This is a genomic window from Alcaligenes sp. Marseille-Q7550 (assembly GCF_965112015.1).
The window spans coordinates 375130-388803 of sequence record NZ_CBCOPU010000003.1 but is presented as its reverse complement, the minus strand read 5'-3'; the positions used below and the strand labels follow the sequence as shown (position 1 = coordinate 388803).

Annotated in this window: 13 protein-coding genes, 1 pseudogene and 1 riboswitch; of the genes and pseudogenes, 4 read left to right on the top strand and 10 right to left on the bottom strand. The window is 62.5% G+C overall.

Annotation, left to right across the window (positions count from 1 at the left end; genetic code table 11):
* On the top strand, positions 1 to 861 hold an 861-nt coding region (locus tag ACWPWO_RS18315; protein WP_454007807.1), incomplete at its 5' end, for a hypothetical protein.
* 231 nt (positions 862 to 1092) lie between these two features.
* On the top strand, positions 1093 to 2253 hold the full coding sequence (locus ACWPWO_RS18310; RefSeq protein WP_454007806.1) for a hypothetical protein: 1161 nt from the start codon (positions 1093 to 1095) through the stop codon (positions 2251 to 2253).
* A 180-nt stretch (positions 2254 to 2433) separates the two neighbouring features.
* On the opposite strand, the gene ACWPWO_RS18305 is transcribed toward ACWPWO_RS18310, so the two are convergent.
* The 5 genes from ACWPWO_RS18305 to ACWPWO_RS18285 form a co-directional block, all read right to left on the bottom strand.
* A complete protein-coding gene (locus ACWPWO_RS18305) occupies positions 2434 to 3864 on the bottom strand; it encodes an amino acid permease (RefSeq protein WP_454007805.1) in 1431 nt (476 codons plus the stop codon).
* Positions 3865 to 4214: 350 nt separating this feature from the next.
* Positions 4215 to 4304, bottom strand: a riboswitch (glycine riboswitch).
* 68 nt (positions 4305 to 4372) lie between these two features.
* Positions 4373 to 4975: a hypothetical protein gene (locus ACWPWO_RS18300; protein WP_454007804.1), complete on the bottom strand. Its 603-nt coding sequence runs from the start codon at positions 4973 to 4975 to the stop codon at positions 4373 to 4375.
* 80 nt (positions 4976 to 5055) lie between these two features.
* On the bottom strand, positions 5056 to 5247 hold the full coding sequence (locus ACWPWO_RS18295) for a hypothetical protein (protein WP_394065710.1): 192 nt from the start codon (positions 5245 to 5247) through the stop codon (positions 5056 to 5058).
* 131 nt (positions 5248 to 5378) lie between these two features.
* Positions 5379 to 6746, bottom strand: a complete 1368-nt coding sequence (locus tag ACWPWO_RS18290) for a TrkH family potassium uptake protein (RefSeq protein ID WP_454007803.1) — start codon at positions 6744 to 6746, stop codon at positions 5379 to 5381.
* A 2-nt stretch (positions 6747 to 6748) separates the two neighbouring features.
* Positions 6749 to 7402 carry a potassium channel family protein gene (locus tag ACWPWO_RS18285; RefSeq protein ID WP_454007802.1) on the bottom strand — a complete coding sequence of 218 codons (654 nt, stop codon included), beginning with the start codon at positions 7400 to 7402 and terminating at the stop codon, positions 6749 to 6751.
* A gap of 154 nt (positions 7403 to 7556) precedes the next feature.
* On the opposite strand from ACWPWO_RS18285, the gene ACWPWO_RS18280 reads away from it, so the two are divergent.
* Positions 7557 to 8657: an alkene reductase gene (locus tag ACWPWO_RS18280; protein ID WP_454007801.1), complete on the top strand. Its 1101-nt coding sequence runs from the start codon at positions 7557 to 7559 to the stop codon at positions 8655 to 8657.
* A 100-nt stretch (positions 8658 to 8757) separates the two neighbouring features.
* Here ACWPWO_RS18280 and ACWPWO_RS18275 read toward each other — a convergent pair.
* Both ACWPWO_RS18275 and ACWPWO_RS18270 read right to left on the bottom strand, forming a co-directional pair.
* Positions 8758 to 10060, bottom strand: a pseudogene (locus ACWPWO_RS18275) (MFS transporter); the annotation flags it as partial.
* Between the two features lie 97 nt (positions 10061 to 10157).
* Entirely contained in the window at positions 10158 to 11813 is a 1656-nt protein-coding gene (locus ACWPWO_RS18270; RefSeq protein WP_454007800.1) for a GMC family oxidoreductase, read from the bottom strand.
* A 159-nt stretch (positions 11814 to 11972) separates the two neighbouring features.
* On the opposite strand from ACWPWO_RS18270, the gene ACWPWO_RS18265 reads away from it, so the two are divergent.
* Positions 11973 to 12746 carry an IclR family transcriptional regulator gene (locus ACWPWO_RS18265; RefSeq protein ID WP_454007799.1) on the top strand — a complete coding sequence of 258 codons (774 nt, stop codon included), beginning with the start codon at positions 11973 to 11975 and terminating at the stop codon, positions 12744 to 12746.
* 37 nt (positions 12747 to 12783) lie between these two features.
* On the opposite strand, the gene ACWPWO_RS18260 is transcribed toward ACWPWO_RS18265, so the two are convergent.
* Genes ACWPWO_RS18260 through ACWPWO_RS18250 form a run of 3 tightly spaced genes read right to left on the bottom strand, consistent with a single transcriptional unit; the run spans position 12784 to position 13663 of the window.
* The gene (locus tag ACWPWO_RS18260; RefSeq protein ID WP_454007798.1) at positions 12784 to 12948 is read right to left on the bottom strand and encodes a hypothetical protein; all 165 of its coding nucleotides are present in this window, start codon (positions 12946 to 12948) and stop codon (positions 12784 to 12786) included.
* A 2-nt stretch (positions 12949 to 12950) separates the two neighbouring features.
* Positions 12951 to 13205 (bottom strand): hypothetical protein, encoded by a 255-nt coding sequence (locus tag ACWPWO_RS18255; protein ID WP_454007797.1) that lies wholly within the window; start codon positions 13203 to 13205, stop codon positions 12951 to 12953.
* Positions 13202 to 13663 (bottom strand): GatB/YqeY domain-containing protein, encoded by a 462-nt coding sequence (locus ACWPWO_RS18250; protein ID WP_454007796.1) that lies wholly within the window; start codon positions 13661 to 13663, stop codon positions 13202 to 13204. The genes ACWPWO_RS18255 and ACWPWO_RS18250 overlap by 4 nt, the downstream gene beginning before the upstream one ends.
* Positions 13664 to 13674 lie beyond the last annotated feature (11 nt).

Below are 13674 nucleotides of genomic sequence, written 5' to 3'. Positions count from 1 at the left end.
GGTTTGTACTCGCTAAAGGGAGCGAAGTACTGCCTGGATACTTATCTGGATGAGTTCAAGGTACTCGATTTTGTTGCTCTGAGCCAAGGCGGGCTGTGCAATGGGCGAGCTGTCGACGATATTCTGGCCGAGATTTCGACTCGTCCTGATGATGCGGTGCGCGGGCAGGCGTTCCGCTTGCTGAGCAATATCGCGGAAGCCTTCAATCAGCGAGTGCTCCGACATAGCGTGCATGAGCCTTTGTCGAAGATTGTCGATCTGCTGGCCGCTGGCTCAGTAAATGAGCAAGACTTGTGTGCGCAATTGTTGGCGCTTACCGATGATCACAACACGATTAGCCGCTATTTGAGAGGCCTGTCCACGGACGAGTTCAAGACGCTGCTGGGCGCGTTGAGTTTCCAAAAACTGTATGCCATCCAAGGGGTTTTGCAGCATAAGGGCTTGGATTCGGCGGCGAGTCGTTTCGACTTTTTGATAGAGGAGATGGATGATGAGTTTTCTTCTAGACGGGCTCCGCGCAGCCTGTCGATCGAGGCACAGCATCTGACCGCGGCTGTGCTGCAGGGTGATAGGACTGCCGTGCCTGATGCTTTGCGTCGTTTAAGTCTCGCGGTGGAAGACACCTTTCAGATCTGGCAAGCGCTGCCCAAAAGCTTGGTTGAGCGGATGAGGGTATTGATCGGGGCAAGCATGGGCCTGCTCCGTGACCGTCAGAACAATCCGGATGGACCGCTCAATTTGCATTCCCTATGCAAGCTGGATGAAAGCATGCGCGCGAATCTCGGTGCCGCCGCCGTGGTCTTGCGCAGCTTTGGGCTGGAGCTGGAGCCTCAGGTGCATGTTGGTGCTGCTCATCGGTGATGCGTCTTGAGACTGCCATAGTCAGGGCTGGGGCGGCGTTCGTCCTCCCATCCGGGCCGCGTCATGGCTTGGTGAATGGCCTCGTGGTTTCACCGTGATCGCCGGGTCTTGCGATGGCGGCTCCCTGCCTCTGCCGGGGCCTTGCCGGGCATTGTTCCTGAAACTCTGAATCGCTGACCTATGGCATCCGCCAGCTCTTCAGCGCGAGTTTATTTCTCTAGGAGGGTTGACATGACTATCCAAACTCCGACCCAGACGGGAGCCCGGATTCTGCCGCTGCAAAAATACGCACCCGGTCCTTTGGGAGCGGTGGGCAAGCTGCGTTATATGCCTCAGCAGCGCGGTACAGCGCCTGTCGGTCGCGCACGCGCATTTCTACATGGCAGTTTTCCCGAGGATCTGAGGCTCTCCGTCGGCGGTGATTCCGCGAAGGCGCGCGCAAGGCTCGAACGCTGCATGGAAGTCAGGGAGAACAGCCGCCGTATCGGTAGTTTGCTGGGCAGCCTGTCGGCCCCGGCCAATGATGCCCGCGCCTTGAGCAGAATCGCCAAGGAATTGGGACTCATCAGTGAACTGACTCGGGAAGTATCATTTTTTTTTTACGGATGGGAGAGAGCCCTGTACGCTTGCCTGAAGGCCATGACGCATCCGGAGCTCATCGCGCTGTGCGAGGGGATTTTCAATCATCCGCAAGCCTGCGATGCCGTGCTTGAACAGATTTCACCTGCCGAGTTACGCTCTTCGGCGGCCGGGGTGCTGAATAAAATAAGAGCGGCCTTGTATGAACAATTGGCCCATGTGATCGTGTCCGAGCCTTTGGGCAAGATCATCGACGCGTTGAACGATACGCCCGTGGATGCGGAGGAGCTGGAGGCGCAGTTGCTCAGGTTGCACGCAGACATGGCCGCGCCGCACATCAGCAGGCTGATGGACCGATTTCCGGCCGACTCCATGCTGGAGATCTATTTCCGGTCCTTGAAAAGGAATAAGCTGGCAGCGCGGATGGTTGATTTGCAGTGTCAAAAACTGCTGGCCGCCGATAAGGCCCTGTGTGAGCTCAGCGATGGTCCAGAGCAGCGGCTGGCACGCACCGTGTTGGAGCGGGTACATATCGCTTTTGGATGCGAGTTGTACGAAAAATGGGTTGGCCCCAGGGTGGAGTATTTGCAAGACTACGTGGATGGGCTGAAGGCTGCGCCAGATTTGAGCAGGGCCCAGGCGGCGGCGAGGAGCTTTATAGATCTGTGGAGAGAATTCAACGCCTTTGAGTGGGCGCCTGAAGAGGTGCAATTGGAGATGGGGCAACTGCTAAGCGACATTGACGTCATTGTAGAAGATGCGCGCAATCGTGAACTTCAAATGCCTGCCGGGTCGGCGTCTGAGGCTGTCTGACGAACTCTCCATTTATAGTCGCAAGCATGACATTCTTGCTGGTTTCGGGGTAGGGGCATGGCCGGATCGCCCAGGTCATACGGCCGACTTTCTCTTGAGAGCGTACGAGGGGTGCACTTTCGGTTGCTCTTGTTGTTCTAGCCTAGCGGCACTGCCTCTTGCGAGACAGTGCCGTCATGCTTATCGGGCGGTCTGGGCAGCCATGTTCAGCGTCGAAGCTTGCTTGAGCCGCTTCTTATAGAAAGGCAGGAACAGGAACAAGGCCAGGAACCAGAAGGGCGTGGCGATCAGGCCGATCAAGGTTTCTTCTTCCTGGCTGAACAGGTACAGGGCGAACACGAAAAATGCCAGTGTCGCATAGCACATGGGAATGGCAAAAGGCATCTTGTAGCTTGACGCCGCATGCGCATGCGGACGGATCCGGCGGTATTTCAGGTAGGAGATCAGGATGACCGCCCAGACAAAGATGAAGCAGATGCTGGCTACCGTCGTCACGATCGTGAAGGCCCGCATGACGTCGCCTTCCGCATAGAGCAGGAAGATGCCGCAGAGCAACAAGGCGCAGGAATAGATCAGCCCATTGCGCGGTGTGCCATTGCGCGAGAGCTTGCCGAATGGCTCCGGCGCCAGCTTGTTCTTGGACAGGCCGTAGAGCATCCGGCCCGTCGAGAACATGCCGCTGTTGGCCGACGACAAGGCGGAGGTCAGCACCACGAAGTTGATGATGGCCGCCGCGGCTCCCACCCCGATAAGCAGGAACATGTTCACGAAAGGGCTCTTGTTCGGGGCGACGACATCCCAGGGCGTCACCGTCATGATGGCGGTCAGCGCCAGCACGTAGAACACGATTACCCGCACCGGAATCTTGTTGATCGCCTTGGGAAGGTTCTTGGCGGGGTCCGCGGTTTCGGCCGAGGCCGTGCCCACCAGTTCTATTCCCACGAAGGCGAAGATGGCGATCTGGAATGCGGCGAAAAACCCGCTGACGCCATTGGGAAACATGCCGCCGCGGTCCCACAAATGGCTCAGGCTGGCCGTATCACCCGCAGGGCCGACAAAGCGGGTGATCAACAGGTAGGCCCCCACAAGGATCAGGGTGACAATGGCGCCGATCTTCACCAGGGCGAACCAGAACTCCAGTTCACCGAACAGTTTTGCCGACAGCAGGTTGAAGACCAGCAGGAAAACGATGCAGGCCAGCCCCGGCAGCCACAAAGGTACATCGGGCCACCAGAACTGGGTGTAGCCGGTGATGGCGACAATGTCCGCAATGCCTATGACCACCCAGCAAAACCAGTAGCTCCAGCCCAGGAAATAACCCATGGTGGGGCCCAGTATATCGGCCGAGAAGTCCACGAACGACTTGTATTCCAGATTATGCAAGAGCAATTCGCCCATTGCCCGCATGACGAAAAACAGAAAGAACCCGATGATCATGTAGGTGAACAAGACCGAGGGTCCGGCCAGGCTGATGGTGCGGCCCGACCCCATGAATAGCCCTGTGCCGATAGCTCCTCCAATCGCTATTAGCTGCAGGTGCCGGTTTTTCAACGAGCGTTGCAGTCCAGATGAGTGTTGCTGAGACACACTGTTCTCCTTGATTTTTTTCATTCAAATGCTTAAGTATGACTGTGCTGCGAGAAAAAAGGGGGTACCTACCGTCCTGCTGGACGGTTTTCCTGATGCCGATATGGGCAGGCTGAAGAGCGCACAGCGATCCGTCTTGTTTTGACGGCATAACCTCAAAACAGGCGGGTGCGCGAACAGGAATTTATGTGAAGTATCGAGCCAAGTCGCCGTTTACAGGCGCTTGGCCGTGTAGCCATAGAAATGCTCCGGACGAGAAGGTGAACAGAGGCCATATGGCCTCTGTACCCCCTCTGTCCTTTTACCTGAGAGCTTATCCATGGTTTTAAGATGGTCCCCTTCGGTGGGCATTGACATGCCTCTCTCCAGATTGTCGCGGGTACAGGATTCTTTTGCCTGAGAGATTCCGGGGTCGTTGCTCCGTCGGCGCTTCACAAGAATGAAGACTCTCACCTGAACCGTTACTGACGCTGGTATTGTATGGACAAGGAAAAAACAATTGCTACTAGCGTTAACCTGTATGGCCGGCGCTCTAGCGCGCTGCGGGCTGCCGCGCTTGAACCAGCAGCGCCAGTGGCACGCGCACGTCCTGTCCGGCTTTCACGAGCAGGCTCCAGCTCGCCGGATCGAACAGGGCAGGGCTGATTTCGAAGACGGCTGCCTCGGATACGCTGACCAAGGGGTTGAGCTTGTCCAGCCCCGGCGTGTCCAGGTCCTGTTGATACAGGTAGTCGCGCGTGGCGCGCCGGTTGGGCTCCAGGCGGCGGCCCAGGCCATCTATCAGGTACAGGCGGGGGCGATGGACCCGCATGTCGATGGGGCGCTCGGTCAGGTTGGCGTAGTGGTAGCGCACGACCAGCAAGGCGGCGTCGCCCCGGGCCGGGGCGGGGAGCTCCTTGTCGTTCAGTCCCGGCTGGATGTGCGCGGAGTCTATGGAGATGGCCAGGCGCGCGGTGCGAAACTGCGGCGGCGCCACGGGTGCGAGCAAGGCCGGCGGCAGGGCGGGCGGCGGGGTCCCGATGGGCGGGTGAGGCAGGGACCGGGTGGAAAGCACCTGGTCGTCCTGGGCCTGGGCGCAAGCGAGCACGATCGTCAGGACGGCGCCAAGCAATAGAGGCGGCAAAGCGGCGGGCATGGCTTCACGAGGTGGTTCAGGGAAATTCCGATCCTAGCAGAAAGGCGGCCGGGCATGAAAAAAACGGCCCGTGGGCCGTTCTACTTTTTTGCTGCTTTCTTCAGGTCGTCGATTTCCTTGCGCAGGGCGAGGACCTCGTCGTTGAGTTGACCGATGATGCTCATCTGGCTTTGATACATCTCGACCAGCGGGTGGTAGCTCATGCCCCGGCTGGTAAGTTCCCGGCAAAGCGCGCTCAGTCCCGTGCTGGCGCGCTTGGTCAAGGTAGCCATCTTCCTGTGATCCATAAGCCTGCGTCCTGATTTGTGGTTGGTTGTGGACTACATCCTTAAACCATACCAAAAGTCTATGACAGCTGTATTTTTTATTTACTTTTCTTGAATATGGCGCAAACCGGGCGCGCCTAGCCCACCTGGAAGTTGCCTTCGGGGTAGCGGATCCGGCTGCGCTTGCGGGTGGCCAGCGTGTAGACCAGGGTCAGCGGGCCAAGGCGGCCGGTGAACATCAGAATCATGAGCAGGAGCTGGCTGGGCGTGGACAGCATGTCGGTGATGCCATGGCTCATGCCCGTGGTGCTCAGCGCCGAGGCCGCCTCGAAGAGGATGCTGATCAGCGGCAGGTCCTCGAACAGGGTCATCAGCAGCACGGAGACGAAATACAGCGCTCCGGTGATGAGGAACAGGGCCAGCGCCTTCTGGACGGTTTCCGGGGCGACGGTGCGATCCATCAGCACGACTTCCTGGCGCTGCCGCACATAGGAGCGCACGGCCGCCAGCAGCACGATCAGTGTGCCGATCTTGATGCCGCTGGCGGTGCTGAGCGAACCGCCGCCGATCAGCATCAGCAGGATCAGCACTAATTGGGTGCTGTCGCGCAGGTAATGAAGATCCATGGTGGTGAAGCCGGCGGTGCGGGTGGCGGCGCTCTGCATCCAGGCCGCCAGGGCCTGGTCGGCCCGGCCCAGCATGCCCAGGGTGTTGGGGTTGTTCATCTCCAGCAGCCACAGGGCGGCAAAGCCGATCAGGTTCAGCACCAGGGTGCCGATCAGGATCAGCTTGGTGTAGGCCTGCAGATTGCGCCATCGCCATTTCTGGCCCACATCGGCCAGCACGGTAAAGCCGATGCCCCCCAGGATGATCAGGCCCGAGAGCGTCATGACCACGATCAGATCGCCCGAGACCGGCACCAGGGAATCGTGGAACAGCGAGAAGCCGGCATTGTTGAAGGCCGTGACCGAATGGAACAGGGCGCGGTACAGGGCGGTCGTCCAGGGCATGTCGATCAGCCAGCGCAGGAACAGGATCAGGGCCGCGCTCAGCTCGATCAGGGCGGCGATCTTGAAGACTTGCAGGGCCGTGTCGCGGATGCGCGAGACGCTGGTCTGGTTGAAGGCCTCCAGGGCCAGCGCCTGCTGGTTCACGCTGATGCGCTTGCGCATGGTGATGGCGGCGATCACGGCAAAGGTGACAAAGCCCATGCCGCCGATCTGCACCAGCAGCGCCAGGGTGATCTGACCGAAATGAGTCAGTTCGGACGCCGGGTCGACCACGGCCAGGCCCGAGACGGTGACCGCCGAGGTCGCCATGAACAGGGCCTCGAAAAAGCTCAGGCGCTGCACGGCAGCCTGGGGCAGGCTCAGCAGCACGGCTCCCACGACGATCAGCCCCAGGAAGCCGAGCGCCAGCACCTGCGGCGGGCTGGCGGCCAGCGTGCGATTGCGGTGATGGGTCCCCTGGCGCCGGGGGATCAGGGTGGGCAGCCAGTCGCGCATGCTCAGACCAGCTTGGGAGCCGCCGTGCGCAGGGCCTGCAACTGGCCGAACAGGATCAGCAGATCCTTGGCATGCAGGGCGTAGTCGGGCTCGGGCTGGATGATGGTTTCGCCGCGGCGCTTGACCAGCAGCACCTGCACGTCGTCCATCTGCTCGCGCAGCACCTCGCGTATGGTCTGGCCGTTCAGGCTGTCGCTGGCGGTGACCTCCACCAGGTAGTCGCCGTTGCCCAGGGTGATGTAGTCGTTCACCATGGGGTAGCTGAGCATCTGCGCCACCCGCATCCCCATTTCTTCTTCGGGATGGACGATGCGGTTCACGCCTATCTTGGCCAGGATCAGGTGCTGGGCGTGCGAGATGGCCTTGGCCCAGATGGTGGGCGCTCCCAGGCTCTTGAGGTGCACCACGCAGACCAGGCAGGCCTCGATATCGGCGCCGATGGCCACCAGGACCACGTCATAGTTGTCCAGGCCCAGCTCTTCCAGGGCCTGCCTGTCGGTCACGTCCGCGATCACGGCGCGGCTGAGCTGATCGGCGTACTTGTCCACCAGCTTGGGATTGGCGTCCACGCCCAGCACCGAATGACCCATCTTCATCAACTCCAGGGCGGCGGCCGAGCCGAAGCGGCCAAGCCCGATTACTGCAAACTGTGCCATAGGTCATTGATCCGATTGAGGCTTGAAAGACGTGCAAGTCAAATTAAGCGTTGATGTTATAAAGGAAAATCTGGTAAAAACCCTTATCGGGTATTCCCTTGGGTGCGTGTCGCATCGATCCTGGGGAGACATCACTAGTGGACAGTGTAAAACAATGGTTAGTTTGTTTGACCCCATCAAGCTGGGTGATATTGAACTCAGGAACCGCATCGTCATGGCGCCCTTGACACGTTCGCGCGCCTCCGAGGGCCGCATGCCCAACGATTTGATGCGGATCTACTATTGCCAGCGCGCCAGCGCGGGGCTGATTGTAGCCGAAGCCACGTCCGTATCGCCCCAAGGCGTCGGTTATGCGCATACGCCGGGCATCTGGAGCAGCGCCCAGGTGGAAGCCTGGCGCCACATCACCGAGGCGGTGCACGCCAAGGGCGGGCGCATCGTGCTGCAGCTCTGGCATGTGGGCCGCGTCTCCGACCCCGAGTTCCTGAACGGCCAGATCCCGGTCGCGCCCAGCGCCATCGCCTGTGAAGGCACGGTCAGCCTGTTGCGGCCCGAGCGCGCCTTCGTGGTGCCGCGCGCCCTGCATACGGAAGAAATCGCCGATGTGGTCGACGATTTCGCCGTCGCCGCGCAGAATGCGCTCAGCGCCGGCTTCGACGGCGTGGAGGTCCATGCGGGCAATGGCTACCTGATCGACCAGTTCCTGCACGATGGCTCCAATACCCGCAGCGACGCCTACGGCGGCTCCATCGAGAATCGTTCGCGCTTTCTGCTGGAGGTGGTGGACGCCTGTGTGGCGATCTGGGGCGCGGGCCGGGTGGGCGTGCATCTGTCGCCGCGCGGCGATCTGCACGGCATGAAGGACTCCGACCCGCAGCGCCTGTTCTCCTATGTGGCGCGCGAGCTGGACCGGCGCGACATCGCCTTCATCTTCCTGCGCGAAAGCCCCGCCTCGGACAGCCTGCTGCCCATGATCAAGTGCCAGTTCGGCGGCGCGCTCATCGCCAACGAGCACTTCGACCTGCCCACCGCGCAGACGACTTTATCCAAGGGCATGGCCGACGCCGTGTCGTTCGGTAAGGCATTTCTGTCCAATCCCGACCTGCCCCTGCGACTGCAGATGCGTGCGCCGCTCAACGCCTGGGATAGCGCAACCTTCTATACCCAGGGCCCCAAAGGCTACACCGATTATCCCTTTCTGGACACCGAGCCCGAATGCGAGCACCAGGTAGGGGCGGATCTGCAGACGCACTGAGCCCGCATCGTCCATTTGTGAGAAGGCCCGCCTGGAGCGGGCCTTTTGCCGTCTGCGCGCAGGCGGGCGCAATGTTCAGGCGCGCGCCTTGCGGATGGCCCGGGAGCATTTGGTCCCGGCCTGGCGCTCCGGCGGCGGAGCGGCGATGGTCGCCACGCTGATCGCGGAGATCAGGCCCACCACGATGGTGTAGGCCACGATGAGCCAGGGCGCCCGCCGTTGGCCTGCAGCAGGGCCGTGGAGATGATGGGGGTGATGCCGGCCGCGAAGATGCCCGACATCTGGTACACGAAGGAAATGCCGGTGTAGCGCACCTTGGTGTCGAACAGCTCGCAGAACAGGGCGGCCTCCGGCCCGTAGACCGATGCGTACAGAATGCCGAAGGGGATGACGATGGCCAGCCAGACCACCATCAGATTGTCGCTGTGGGTGGTGATCAGCCAGAAGGCGGGCAGCGAGGAAAGGCCGGTCAGCAGCGCGCCCCAGAAGTAGACGCGGGTGCGGCCCAGGCGGTCCGACAGGGCGCCGAAGAGGGGGATGGTGAAGCACATCACCACCGCCGAGGCCATGACGCCGGTCAGCGCCTGGGTGCGGGTCAGGTTCAGGTGATCGGCCAGGTAGCTGATCATGAACACGCCGAAGATATTGAAGAACACGCCGTCGATGAAGCGCGCGCCCATGCCCTTCAGGATATTGCCGGGGTAACGCTTGATCATGTCCACGAAGGGGATCCGGCTTTCCGCATTGGCCTGCTTGACTTGCTCGAATTCCGGGCTTTCCTTGACCGACAGGCGGATGTACATGCCCACCAGCACCAGCAGCACGGAGCCCAGGAAGCCGATGCGCCATCCCCAGGCCAGGAACTGTGCGTCCGACAGCAGGCTGGAGAGCAGGGCGACCACGCCCGAGGCCAGGCACAGGCCGGTGGCCAGGCCCACCTGCGGCCAGGAGGCGTACAGGCCGCGCTTGTTGGCCGGCGCGTATTCATAGGCCATCAGCACTGCGCCGCCCCATTCGCCGCCCAGGCCTATGCCCTGGAAGACGCGGCAGATCAGCAGCAGGACGGGGGCCCAGATGCCGATGCTGTCGTACGAGGGAATCAGTCCTATGGCCATGGTGGACACGCCCATGATGGTCAGGGTCAGCACCAGCATGCTCTTGCGGCCTATCTTGTCGCCGAAATGGCCGAACACCACGCCGCCCAGCGGACGGGCGATGAAGCCCACGGCGAAGGTGGCGTAGGCCAGCAATGTGCCCACGTAGGGGTCGCCGCTGGGGAAGTAGAGCTTGTTGAACACCAGTCCGGCGACCACGCCGTAAAGGAAGAAGTCATACCATTCGATGGTGGCGCCGATGACGGAGGCCGTCACCACGCGCTTGACGGTTTTCTGATCTGCTGACATGCATTGTCTCCTGGGATGGGCCGGGGTCTGCGCCCCGGTTCGTGCTGTGTGGCGATCGAAACTGCTAGGGGCTGCCTTTGTGCGTTGCGGAGCTCCTTCAGGCGGCCAGTCGTGCGTCGGGCGCGTGTGCGCCGTTGTCCTGGCGGCGGGCATCGGCCAGGATGAACTCGCTGGCGCGCTCGGCCACCATCACGATGGGCACGTTGGTATTGCCCGATACCAGGGTGGGCATGATGGAGGCGTCGACCACGCGCAGGCCCGGCACGCCGTGCACGCGCAGCCGGGCGTCGACCACGGCCAGCGGGTCGTCGGCCCGGCCCATGCGGGCCGTGCCCGTGGGGTGGAAGATGGTGGCGCCGTACTCGCGGCAGAAATGCAGGATCTCCTCGTCGCTGCGGACCTCGTGGCCGGGGCGGAACTCGCGCGCCATCAGGCCGGCCATGGGTTCGGTGGCGGCGATGCGGCGCGCCATCTTGATCGAGGCGATGGCGGTGCGGCGGTCCAGGTCCGTGGACAGGTAGTTGGGGTGGATGGCGGGCGCGTCGAACGGATCGGCCGAACGCAGTTCCAGGTGGCCGCGCGATTCGGGACGCAGTTGGCAGACCGAAAAGGTGCAGCCGGAGAAATCGTGCACCTTGCCGCCGGCCATGTCCGCCGACAGGGTCCCGAAATGGAACTGGATGTCGGGCGTGGCGGCCTCGGGCAAGGCCTTGCAGAAGATGGCGCCCTGATTGATGCCGATGGACAGCGGCCCGCCGCGAAACAGCAGCCATTGCAGCCCCATGCTGGCCTTGCCCCAGAGCGAGCGCAGCCTGTCGTTGTCGCTGATGGGCCTGTTCACCTCGTAGATCAGGCGAAATTGCAGGTGGTCCTGCAGGTTGCGGCCCACCCCGGCCATGTCGCGCACCACGGGAATGCCGAATTTCTGCAGCATGGCGGCCGGGCCTATGCCCGAGAGCTGCATGAGCTGGGGCGACTGCAGGGCGCCGGCCGACAGGATCACCTCGCGCCGCGCCCGCAGGGTCTTGATCACTCCGTCCTGGCGATAGCGCACGCCCACGGCGCGGCCCTGCTCGGTGAGGATGGCGCTGGCCTGGGCCAGGGTCTTGATGCGCAGATTGGGCCGCTCCCGCGCCGGGTTCAGGAAGGCCACGGCGGTCGAGCAGCGCCGGCCGCGGTGCGTGGTCAACTGGTAGTAGCCTGCGCCTTCCTGGTCGCCGGTGTTGAAGTCCTGCACGCGCGGGATGCCGTTGCGTTCGGCCGAGGCGATGAAGGCGTCCACCAGTTCGTTGCGGGTGCGTATGCTGGTGGCGTGCAGCGGTCCCTGGGTGCCGCGCGTGGGGCCGGGGCCCAGGTCGTTGTTCTCGATGCGGCGAAAATACGGCAGGCACTCGTCCCAGGACCAGCCCTCATTGCCCAGCGCGGCCCAGTGGTCGTAGTCCTGCTTCTGGCCGCGCACGTAGATCAGGCCGTTGATGGAGCTGCAGCCGCCCAGGGTCTTGCCGCGCGGCCAATAGATCTCCCGGTTCAGCATGTTGGGGTCGGGCTGGGTGTGGAAGCCCCAGTTCAGCCGGGGGTTGAACATGGTCTTGCCGTAGCCGATGGGAATGTGTATCCAGGGATTGCTGTCCGGCGGCCCGGCCTCCAGCAGGCAGACGGTGTACTTGCCGTTTTCACTGAGCCGGTTGGCCAGCACGCAGCCGGCCGATCCCGCTCCCACGATGACATAGTCAACGCTTTCAGTGGTGTCCATTGCCTCACTCCAGTTCTGTTCGTGCCGCCAGTCTGAAGATTCAGGCTTGAAACATTTATAGGGTAAACACGGAAAGTTCCGCACCTGGAACGCTAAGTATCATTTCCGTTTCATTTTTCAGGTAGCGAGGCCGTGATGCAGGCAGAGGATTGCCGTCCCTTGAGGGTTCTGACCGTGCTGGAGCAACTGGCGCATACGCAGTACGCCCAGACCCTGGCCCAGTTGGCGCAACGCACGGGGCTGCCCAAGACCAGCCTGCTGCGCATCCTGCAGTCGCTGGAGCAGGCGGCCTATGTCATGCGCGTGCCGGGCGACGGCGGCTACATGCCCGGTCCGCGCGCCCATCATCTGGCGGCGGGCCTGCTGGGCTCGCCGCATTTTCTGCGCGCCAGCCGGCACATACTGGGGCGGCTGGTGGGTATCATCGGCGAATCCTGCAACCTGACGGCGCTGGCCGGCGACACCGTGCAATATCTGTCCAGGGTGGAAAGTCCCGAGCCCATGCGGCTGCAGTTGCGCATGGAAATCGGCGCGCGCGTGCCTTTGCATTGCACGGCCAGCGGCAAGCTGTTCCTGGCCTTGGCGCCGGACGTGCAGCGCCGCCAGATGCTGGACCGGATCACGCTGGAGGCGCTGACGCCGCGCACCATTGCTGATCGGACCCGCCTGGAGGCAGAGCTGCAGGGGATACGCAGCCAGCGCATCGGCATCGACAATGAGGAGTTCGTGCGCGGCATGGTGGCCATCGCCGTGCCGGTACAGGATGAGCAGGGACACGTGGTGGCGGCGTTGGCCTGCCATGCCGCCACGGCGCAGCGCTCCATGGCGGAGCTGTTGCAGTTTGCCGGGCCCATGCGCGAAGCGGCCGCCGAGATGGCGGGGCTGTTCAAGCGCAACGCCCGGGAGAGTTCGTCCGAGGGGGAGCGGAGCTAGCCGGAGCTCGCACGCCGGCTCGTTCCGGAGGCCGGGTTCAACTGCCGCGCACGACGCGGAAGGTGGCCGCGGCCTTGACCAGCAGCCGGTCCTTGTCGTCGTAGCCGCCGCCTTCACAGTAAGCGGTGTCGCCTTCCAGGAACAGGCAGCGGGCGCGGAACCAGACATCGCCGCGCGCCGGCAGCAGGAACTGGGTGTTCATGTCTATGGTCGCCATGCCCGAGCCCGGCCTGCAGGCCGCGCGGCGGCGCTGAGCGTGAAATCCAGCACCGCCATCAGGGTGCCGCCGTGCACGTCGGCGCGCGCATTGGCGTTGCAGGCCTGCCAGGGCAGAAATGTCTCCACGCCTTGCGGCGTGCTGGAGACGGTTTGCAGGCCCAGGTGCTGCATCAGGGGGATGTGGGCGCCGAAGAAGTCCTGCCTGTCCGACAGGGCTTCGGCCAGCAAGGACTGCATCACGAGTTCAGTTTTTGCTTGACCAGGCCCGAGACGGCGGACATGTCGGCGCGACCGGCCAGCTTGGCCTTGACCAGGCCCATGACCTTGCCCATCAGGGCCGGACCCTGGGCGCCTTCGGATTGGGCCTGGGCGATGGCCTGTGCGATGACATCGTTGATTTCGGCCTCGTCGGCCTGCTTGGGCAGGTATTCCTGCAGCACGGCCAGTTCGGCTTTTTCCTTGTCGGCGCTTTCCGTGCGGCCGGCCTGTTCGAAGGCCTGGATGGATTCGCGGCGCTGCTTGACCTGTTTTTCGATGATGCTGGTGATCTCGGCGTCGCCCAGTTCGATGCGTTCATCGACTTCACGCTGTTTCACGGCGGCCTGCAGAAAACGCAGCGTGCCCAGGCGTTCGCTATCGCGAGCGCGCATGGCGGTCTTGATGTCGTCGGCTAAGCGGGCTTTGAGTGTCTGACTCATGGTGGTTCCTG

Excerpts from the sequence above, each read along its gene's own strand:
- ACWPWO_RS18310 (WP_454007806.1), top strand. The coding sequence starts at position 1,093 with ATGACTATCCAAACTCCGACCCAGACGGGAGCCCGGATTCTGCCGCTG.
- ACWPWO_RS18305 (WP_454007805.1), bottom strand. The coding sequence starts at position 3,864 with ATGAAAAAAATCAAGGAGAACAGTGTGTCTCAGCAACACTCATCTGGA.
- ACWPWO_RS18300 (WP_454007804.1), bottom strand. The coding sequence starts at position 4,975 with ATGCCCGCCGCTTTGCCGCCTCTATTGCTTGGCGCCGTCCTGACGATC.
- ACWPWO_RS18295 (WP_394065710.1), bottom strand. The coding sequence starts at position 5,247 with ATGGCTACCTTGACCAAGCGCGCCAGCACGGGACTGAGCGCGCTTTGC.
- ACWPWO_RS18290 (WP_454007803.1), bottom strand. The coding sequence starts at position 6,746 with ATGCGCGACTGGCTGCCCACCCTGATCCCCCGGCGCCAGGGGACCCAT.
- ACWPWO_RS18285 (WP_454007802.1), bottom strand. The coding sequence starts at position 7,402 with ATGGCACAGTTTGCAGTAATCGGGCTTGGCCGCTTCGGCTCGGCCGCC.
- ACWPWO_RS18280 (WP_454007801.1), top strand. The coding sequence starts at position 7,557 with ATGGTTAGTTTGTTTGACCCCATCAAGCTGGGTGATATTGAACTCAGG.
- ACWPWO_RS18270 (WP_454007800.1), bottom strand. The coding sequence starts at position 11,813 with ATGGACACCACTGAAAGCGTTGACTATGTCATCGTGGGAGCGGGATCG.
- ACWPWO_RS18260 (WP_454007798.1), bottom strand. The coding sequence starts at position 12,948 with ATGAACACCCAGTTCCTGCTGCCGGCGCGCGGCGATGTCTGGTTCCGC.
- ACWPWO_RS18250 (WP_454007796.1), bottom strand. The coding sequence starts at position 13,663 with ATGAGTCAGACACTCAAAGCCCGCTTAGCCGACGACATCAAGACCGCC.